This window comes from Pseudomonas tremae (assembly GCF_001401155.1).
GTDB classification, from domain to species: Bacteria; Pseudomonadota; Gammaproteobacteria; order Pseudomonadales; family Pseudomonadaceae; genus Aquipseudomonas; species Aquipseudomonas tremae.
This window is the reverse complement of record NZ_LJRO01000431.1, coordinates 1-8,144: the sequence shown is the minus strand read 5'-3', so window position 1 is coordinate 8,144 and position 8,144 is coordinate 1. Positions and strand designations below refer to the sequence as shown.

Sequence of the window (8,144 nt, the reverse complement as noted above, 5' to 3'; positions counted from 1 at the left end):
TGATCGACGCGCGCGCGTCGGCGCGGCTCACAGGGTTGAACGCCATGCTGAGTGCCTTCTGAAATGCATCAGGGGAATTGCGCAGACAAAGCTACCGCCCGACGCTGCGGAGCGCGCCGACAGGGCTGAGCTTTGAGGAGGTGGTGCAAGTCTGGAGCGAATGCTCGCAACGGCGTGACACGACGTATATCAGTCGCAGTTCGGGAAACTGTCAACTAATTAGTCAGGATTTGTGCGTAACGGAGCGCAGAGCGCGGGGCGAGAGGTGTCGGACCCTGCGCCCCGCTATTTCGGGTGTGAAGACTCAGCGCATCAAGGGTACTTGCGCTTGTCAGGTGCTGGCGGGAAGTACTGATACAACCAGGTCTCGCTCAGCGTGCGGTCTGCGGTGCGGATGAACATGCGCATTTCAACCGGCTCGACCGAATCGCTGTCCGGTACCCAGTCAAAGGTGACGCGATAGCCTTTGATGTCCGGCAACACAAGGATATTGAAGTCCTGAACCTTGCCGTGAGTGACCGTGACAATAGGCTCGATGCCTGTGCCTTCCGGCAGACGATCCAGACCGCCACCATTGAAGTCCACTGCAAAGCGACGTGCCCAAGTGGTCGGGTAGTGCTCGCCCGGTGCCCAGCCTTCCAGGAATCCGCCCATGCCCGAGCGCGTAGCGTGGACCTGAGCCAATGGGGTGCTGACCGGTGGCAATGGGCTCCAGAACAGCTTGTAGCCATAGTTCATCGAGTCCCCGGCCTTGACTGGCGTCTTTGGGGTCCAGAACACCACGATGTTATCCATCGTCTCACCGGTGGTCGGCAATTCCAGCAGGCTGACTTCGCCTTCACCCCACGCCGTAATGGGTTCGACCCACAGGCTTGGACGGCGGCTGTACCAGACCACGGTGTCCTGGTAGCTGGAAAACTCGTGATCGCTCTGCACCAGACCGAAACCTTTCGGGTCCGTGTCTGAAAATGCGCTGAATTGCGGTTTGACCGGGTTGTTCAACGGACGGCAGATCCACTCGCCGTTGCCGCGCCACATGGACAGACGATCCGAGTCGTGAATTTGCGGGTGGATGGTGTCGCACATGCGGCGCTCGTGAGTGCCGCAGCTGAACATGCTGGTCATCGGCGAGATGCCCAGTTGGAGGATATCGGTACGGGCGTTGACGTGTGCGTCGATTTCCATGACCACCTGACCGGCCTGGCAGTCGATGTCGAAACGGTAGGCACCGGTCGCGCTGGGTGAGTCGAGCAGCGCGTACACCACAAAGCGGGTCGCATTCTTGTCCGGGGTTTCAAACCAGAACTTGGTGAAGTCGGGAAATTCTTCCTGACGCTTGGCGTAGCTGTCGATTGCCAGACCGCGTGCCGACAGCCCGTACTGCTTGTTGCTGTCCACAGCCCGAAAGTAGCTGGCGCCGAGGAACGAGACGACATCGTTGATGGCGATTTCTGGCGCCTTGAACAATTTGAAGCCGGCAAAACCCAGGTCGCCCTTGACCAGATTCTTGTCGATGCCGCTGCTTTCGTAATTGAACAGGTCATGGCGGAAATGCACTTCCCGCGCCTGTTTGTTTTTCGGGTCTACGCTGTACATCCGCACCGGCGTCTTGAAGCCCATGCCGACGTGGAAAAAATGCACGTCCAGCTGACCGTTGACGTCTTTCCACAGCGAGTGGTTCGGGTCGTAGCGAATGGCATTGAATTGCAGCGGCGTCATGTTCGCCAACACCGGTGGCAGGACTTGCTTGTTGCTCACATAGCCTTTACTCGCGAGCTTCTTGGCATGAGCTTGCAGCTCTGCAAAGTCGAAATGCTCGATCTCGCCATCGGCCGCTGCGGCTAACGCTCGAGCGGCGAAAAGCCCTGAAGCCGACACGCTGCTGTAAGCGGCCAACGCCATGGACGCTTTCAGGAGATTTCTGCGATTCATAAGGGTGAAGCCTCTGAGTAATTCTGTGCGTCCTGCACAAAAAATGGCGCGCCAACGACTCCTTGCCGAACGCAAACTACCCACAACAGATAACAAAGACGAGATACGGTTCGGAAATCGGCCAAAAAAAAATGCCGATCATGCGCAATGATTACGGTGCTACGCTGCAAAAGAAGACGATATCAAGGCCCACCGGAATCGCCCATCGCCACGTAGCTCAAGGCCTCCAGACCAGCCGTGTATAACTGTCCGACCGCCGAGGTACTTACACCACCATCAACAATTCATTCCGCCAAGCAATATTCAGCAACGATTTTAGTGGCGCACGGGTGGTCGAAAAGGGTGCTGCCGGGCTCTTTGGGACAAGTTTCAGACAGTGCGCTGCGGCTATATCGCATTCGTTCAGCTAATAGTCCTGACGAAAGTTTCACTCTGCGTGTTATATCGTAACGCTATGATGCGCAGGCATTCTCATGCCAATGCATGGGTCTGTCACAGGGCAATAATCAGCGGGTTCCGGGGTAGTTGATGCGGGTTGATCTGGATGAGCATGCAGGCCTGGAAGGTCTGCCGCGGTTTCAAATGGCGATGCAGCAGGTCAAGCGTTTTGGACGGCTGATGTACCTGACCGGCGGGGCAGGCGCCTTCGGGCTGTTGCTGGCGTTTTCCATCGACCTGTTTTCCCCTGGCTCCCTGTGGATGGCCGTGCTCGGCAACGTGTCGGCAGCGCTGCTGCTACTGACCGCTGGCCTGCAATCTGCGAAACATGTGGCACTGTGGCGCGCTCGTGCGTTGGGCGCTTTCGACGCTGGAGTGCTTTCCGAAACACCCGTGACCCTGGATGAAAGCGGCTGGTACGAGCGTCTGCTGACCCGACTCAGTGACTCGGGTGAGTCGCTGATCAGGCACATCGGTGCATCGACTCTGTGGCTGGCCGGTTGGGCTGTGCTGGCATTGATCGTTATCCGTACCTTCTGGAATCTGGTGTTGCTCGGCACGGACCTCTCGGCGACGAGCAGCCTGGCCGGTAGTGTGATGCTGCTGCTTGCATTCGGGTTGCTGGTCATCGAGCGTCAATTGAGCAGCGAGCCCGATGGCCAGGCCCCGGAAGCAGGGCCGCTGGCGCAACTGGTCCGCATGACCATTGCCGTGATGCTGATCGGTGCGCTGTGCCTGTTTTTCTCCAGTGCCGACAGGGTCTGGCCTGTGCGTCTGGCCGTTTTGATCGGCCTGCTGCCGATGGGTGTCGCACTCGAGTTCCTGCTGCGCGCGGGCTTGTCGGTCTTCAGCCCGCGCAACCCTCGCGTCGAGCCGCGTCTGCTGGCCAGCAGCTTTATCGCTGACCTGCTGCGCTGGCCACCGCGCCCGCTGATGGCCTTGCAGCACGAACTGCACAATCGTTTTGGTATTGATCTGCGCCAGATCTGGGCCTTCACCTACATGCGCCGCGCCTTTATGCCGGTACTGGCGGCGGTGGCTGCGTTGGGCTGGGCGTTGAGTGGCGTGCATGAAATACCCATGCAGGGACGAGGCATCTACGAGCGTTTCGGCAAACCGGTCGAGGTCTTCGGCCCAGGGCTGCATGCAGGGCTGCCTTGGCCATTCGGGCGTGTTCTGGCGGTGGAGAACGGCGTGATTCATGAGCTGGCGACCAGTGTTTCCGCAGCCGACGCTGCCGAGCAGATACTGGACCCTGCCGAAGGCCCGCCGCCGAACAGCGCCAACCGTCTGTGGGATGCCAGCCACATCAATGAAAAATCCCAGGTCATTGCCAGCAGTACCGGCGACAAGCAAAGCTTTCAAATCGTCAATATGGACGTACGCTTCGTCTATCGCATCGGCCTGACGGACTCGGCAGCGATGGCCTCGACCTACAACAGCGCTGATATCCCGGCCCTTATCCGCAGCACGGCCAGCCGCGTGCTGGTACATGACTTCGCGTCGCGCACGCTGGACGAGCTGCTTGGCGAGCAGCGCAGCGGCCTGGCCGACGATATCGGCAAGGCAGTGCAGGCTGACCTGAAGCGCTTGGACAGCGGCGTCGAGTTGCTCGCCACGGTGGTCGAAGCGATCCATCCGCCAGCCGGTGCGGCCAATGCATACCATGCTGTGCAGGCTGCGCAGATCGGCGCGCAGGCATTGATTGCCCGCGAGCGCGGGGCTGCCAGCGACAAGGCTAATCAGGCCCAGCTCAACGCCAGTGTCGCCCGCGACCAGGCCACTGGCGCTGCCCGGGAAGTGATGGCCACAGCACAAGGGGCGGGCCTGCGCTTCAGTGCCGAGCGGCAGGCTTACGCCAAGGCAGGGCAGGCGTTTCTGCTCGAGCAATACCTGGCGCAGCTTACCGAAGGGCTGGGCAACGCCAAACTGCTGATACTCGACCACCGTTTGGGCGGCGATAACGCGCCGACCATAGACCTGCGATCTTTCACCCCACCGGCAGACCCAACGGCGCCGCGTAAAGCCGTTCAGTAAGGAGTCGTCCCTTGAGTCTGTTTCATCATCATCACGATCACAGTGACCACGAAAGCCACGACACACATGGGCATGGTGGTCATGGGCATCACCACCACCACCATCATCATGCTGCGGGTCCGGCGAGCTTCCCGTGGCGACGGGCAAGTCTGGCGGCGCTGCTGATTGCATTCGCCGTCGCGGCGGCCAGCCTGGTACAGGTGCGCTCGGGGGAGGCCACGGTGGTGACGCGTTTCGGCAACCCGTCGCGCGTGCTGCTCGAGCCAGGTTTGAACTGGCGCTGGCCTGCGCCGTTCGAAGCGACCATCCCGGTGGATCTGCGGCTACGCACCACCTCCAGCGGCTTGCAGGATGTCGGCACCCGCGACGGCTTGCGCATCATCGTTCAGGCCTATGTGGCCTGGCAGGTGCAAGGCGATGCGGCCAATGTGCAGCGTTTCATGCGCGCAGTACAGAACCAGCCTGACGAGGCCGCGCGGCAAATCCGTACCTTCGTCGGCTCTGCGCTGGAGACCACTGCGAGCAGCTTCGACCTGTCCAGCCTGGTCAATACCGACGCCAGCAAAGTGAACATCACTGCCTTTGAAAACCAGCTGCGTCAGCAGATCGATCAGCAACTGCTGGCAACCTATGGCGTGCGCGTGCTGCAAGTGGGCGTCGAGCGACTTACATTGCCATCGGTAACACTCAACGCCACCGTGGACCGCATGCGCGCCGAGCGGGAAACCATCGCCACCGAGCGCACCTCAGTGGGCAAGCGCGAGGCGGCCCAGATACGCTCGGCAGCCGAGCGTGATGCGCGCATTGTCGAAGCGGATGCGACGGTCAAGGCCGCCGATATCGAGGCGCAGTCCCGGGTCGAGGCGGCGCAGATCTACGGTCGTGCCTACGCTGGCTCACCGCAGCTGTACAACCTGCTGCGCTCGCTGGACACACTGGGCACTATCGTGACGCCAGGTACGCGCCTGATTCTGCGCACCGACGCCGCGCCGTTCCGGGTGCTGGTGGATGGCCCGCCGACGCTGGACGGCAAGAGCGGAACGCAGCCATGAGCGAGCCTGTGGCGCAACGGCCGCCGGTGAACAGCCCTTGGTTGCAGGCCAGTCGTCTGGCGTTCATCGGGCTATATGGCGTTACCCTGCTGGCAGCGCTTGGCTGGATGACGTCAAACGTGCGCGAAATCGACCCGCAGAACCGTGCGGTGGTGATGCGTTTCGGCGCGCTCGAGCGGGTTCAGAACGCAGGCTTGCTGACTGCCTGGCCGCAACCGTTTGAGCAGGTGGTGCTGCTGCCGTCGGCTGATCGAGTGATAGAGCGCCGGGTAGAAACCTTGCTGCGCTCGCCTGCGGCCTTGAAAGCCGATGAGATCGCGACCTTGTCGGCGCCCATGAGCGATGCATTGGCAGGCTCGGGTTTTTTGCTGACTGGCGACGCAGGCGTCGTGCAACTGGATGTGACCGTGTTCTATAAAGTGATCGACCCCAGGTCCTTCGTTCTGCAGGGTGACCATGTGTTGCCTGCGCTGGACCGGCTGGTCAATCGCAGCGCCGTGGCGCTGACTGCCGCGCGCGACCTGGACACCATTCTGGTGGCCCGGCCCGAGCTGATCAGCGCCGACAGTAAAGCCGCCGAACGCCGAGAACGGCTGCGCGGTGATCTGGTGCGCGGCATCAACCAGCGTCTGGCAGAGCTTGATGCGACCGGCATCGGCATCGAGGTTGCACGGGTCGATGTGCAGTCGAGCCTGCCCACCTCGGCGGTCAATGCGTTCAATGCCGTACTGACAGCCAGTCAGCAGGCCGATCAGGCCGTGGCTAACGCGCGCACGGACGCCGAGAAACTGACCCAGAACGCCAACCAGCAGGCTGACCGGACCCTGCAAGTGGCGCACGCTCAGGCGTCGGAGAGGCTGGCCAAGGCTCAGGCCGACACTGCTACCGTAGTCAGTCTGTCGGAGTCGGCGCGAAGCGGCAGCGATCCTGGCCTGATGCAGCGACTGTACCGAGAACGCGTGCCGGGCATTCTGCGCCAGGCCGGTTCGGTCACCACCGTCGACCCCAAAGACGATTCCCGCCTGATCATCCAGGGAGCACCGCAATGAGTGGCGAAGCCGTTCACACCGATGACGCCGCCACAGTCGAGGCGCCCGGCAGCCTGTTGAGTAGCGCGGAGCAGCGGAGCGCGGCCCGGCAACTGACTCTGGCGATGCTGGCGTTGGGCTTGCTGGGCCTTGGGCTGATCTGGCGCTTTTTCTCCCCGGAGCAGACCGGCGTCAGCCAACTGCTACTGGGCGCAGCCTCGCTGCTGGTAGCGATCCCGGTTATCAGCGCGGGCTGGCACAGCTTGCGGCATCCGAGCCTGCATGGCATCACCGATCAACTTATCGCACTGGCCATGCTGGGCGCCTGGGCCACTGGTGACCTGATGACCGCTGCGTTGCTGCCGATTATCATGATCTTCGGGCATGTGCTGGAAGAGCGCAGCGTGATCGGCTCTCAGGAAGCCATTGAGGCGCTTGGCCGCCTGACACGCAGTCAGGCGCGTTTGCTGGAGGCCGATGGCAGTATTCACGAGGTCGATAACTCCACACTCAAGGCCGGCGATCAGGTTGAAGTGCGTGCAGGCGACCGGGTACCGGCGGATGGTCGGGTGCTGTCCGGGCAAGCGAGCCTCGATACGTCATCCATTACCGGCGAGTCGGTGCCGCTGGAAGCGAGTATCGGCGTCGAGGTGTTTGGTGGCGCGATCAACCTGGATGGCCTGCTGCGCATCGAAGTGACTCGTATCGGCGATCAGTCCACGCTGGGCAAGGTGATTGCGCTGATGCAAAGCGCCGAACGCTCCAAGCCACCGATCACCCGCCTTCTGGAGCGCTACGCAGGCAGCTACATGGTGCTGGTGTTGCTGATTGCAGCGCTGACATGGTTCATCACCCAGGATGCGCAGGCAATGCTGGCGGTGCTGGTGGCTGCCTGTCCATGTGCGCTGGTGCTCTCGGCGCCAGCCACTGCCATCGCCGGCATTGCCGTGGCGGCGCGCCACGGGATTCTGATCCGCAGCTCGGCGTTTCTCGAAGAGCTGGCGGACCTGACCTCGCTGGTAGTGGACAAGACCGGCACGCTGACATTCGGGCGTCTGCGTCTGCAAACGGTGCAGGCAGAAGGTCCGGAACATCCCCAATTGCTGGAGTTGGCGGCGAGCCTGGGTTCGGCCAGCAGCCACCCGGTCAGCCGTGCATTGGCCGGGCTTGTGGATAACCATCAATTGCTGCCACTGACCGATACTCGTGAACGCCAAGGGCTGGGTGTCGTGGCATCAACCGAGCATGGCGAAGCCGCCTTGGGCCGGCCCGAGCTTTTCGAACAGCTCGGCATTGCCACGCCTGCTGTACCGGCACATGACGGCCCGTTGGCCGGGCTGTCTCTGGACGGTGTATTTCTGGCCTGGTTGCTGCTGGCCGACAGCGTCAAACCGGAAGCACAAGCTGCCTTGCTCGAGTTGCGCGAACTGGGAATGGGACGACAATTGCTGTTGACCGGCGACCGGCAGAGCGTGGCCGACAGCCTGGCTCGGGAAATCGGCATCGCTGATGTTCAGGCGCAGGCGCTGCCTGAAGATAAGCTCAACCGCGTCATGGGCGAAATTGCCAGTGGTTTCCGGCCGATGGTGGTGGGCGACGGCGTCAACGATTCGTTGGCCCTCAAGGCGGGTGTGGTGGGCGTTGCGATGGGGGCGGG

General features: G+C 61.9%; 5 protein-coding genes. 4 read left to right on the top strand and 1 reads right to left on the bottom strand.

Translation table 11 applies throughout. The features are described 5' to 3' along the window. Positions 1-312: 312 nt before the first annotated feature. Positions 313-1,932 carry a glucan biosynthesis protein D gene (locus tag ALO43_RS23465; RefSeq protein WP_005894975.1) on the bottom strand — a complete coding sequence of 540 codons (1,620 nt, stop codon included), beginning with the start codon at positions 1,930-1,932 and terminating at the stop codon, positions 313-315. A 528-nt stretch (positions 1,933-2,460) separates the two neighbouring features. Between ALO43_RS23465 and hflK (ALO43_RS23460) the strand changes: the two genes are divergently transcribed. The 4 genes from hflK (ALO43_RS23460) to ALO43_RS23445 all read left to right on the top strand — a co-directional run. Further along, complete coding sequence (gene hflK / locus ALO43_RS23460) at positions 2,461-4,407, top strand: protease modulator HflK (protein WP_054998149.1); 1,947 nt, start codon at positions 2,461-2,463, stop codon at positions 4,405-4,407. Positions 4,408-4,418: 11 nt separating this feature from the next. Beyond that, on the top strand, positions 4,419-5,459 hold the full coding sequence (hflC, locus tag ALO43_RS23455) for a protease modulator HflC (protein ID WP_054998148.1): 1,041 nt from the start codon (positions 4,419-4,421) through the stop codon (positions 5,457-5,459). Beyond that, positions 5,456-6,508: a protease modulator HflK gene (gene hflK, locus ALO43_RS23450; protein WP_054998147.1), complete on the top strand. Its 1,053-nt coding sequence runs from the start codon at positions 5,456-5,458 to the stop codon at positions 6,506-6,508. The genes hflC and hflK (ALO43_RS23450) overlap by 4 nt, the downstream gene beginning before the upstream one ends. Beyond that, positions 6,505-8,144: heavy metal translocating P-type ATPase (locus ALO43_RS23445; RefSeq protein WP_054998146.1), on the top strand; the 1,640-nt coding region annotated here is incomplete at its 3' end. The genes hflK (ALO43_RS23450) and ALO43_RS23445, both read left to right, overlap by 4 nt.

Coding starts and splice junctions, on each gene's coding strand:
- hflK (WP_054998147.1), top strand. CDS start 5,456: ATGAGCGAGCCTGTGGCGCAACGGCCGCCGGTGAACAGCCCTTGGTTG.
- hflK (WP_054998149.1), top strand. CDS start 2,461: ATGCGGGTTGATCTGGATGAGCATGCAGGCCTGGAAGGTCTGCCGCGG.
- ALO43_RS23465 (WP_005894975.1), bottom strand. CDS start 1,932: ATGAATCGCAGAAATCTCCTGAAAGCGTCCATGGCGTTGGCCGCTTAC.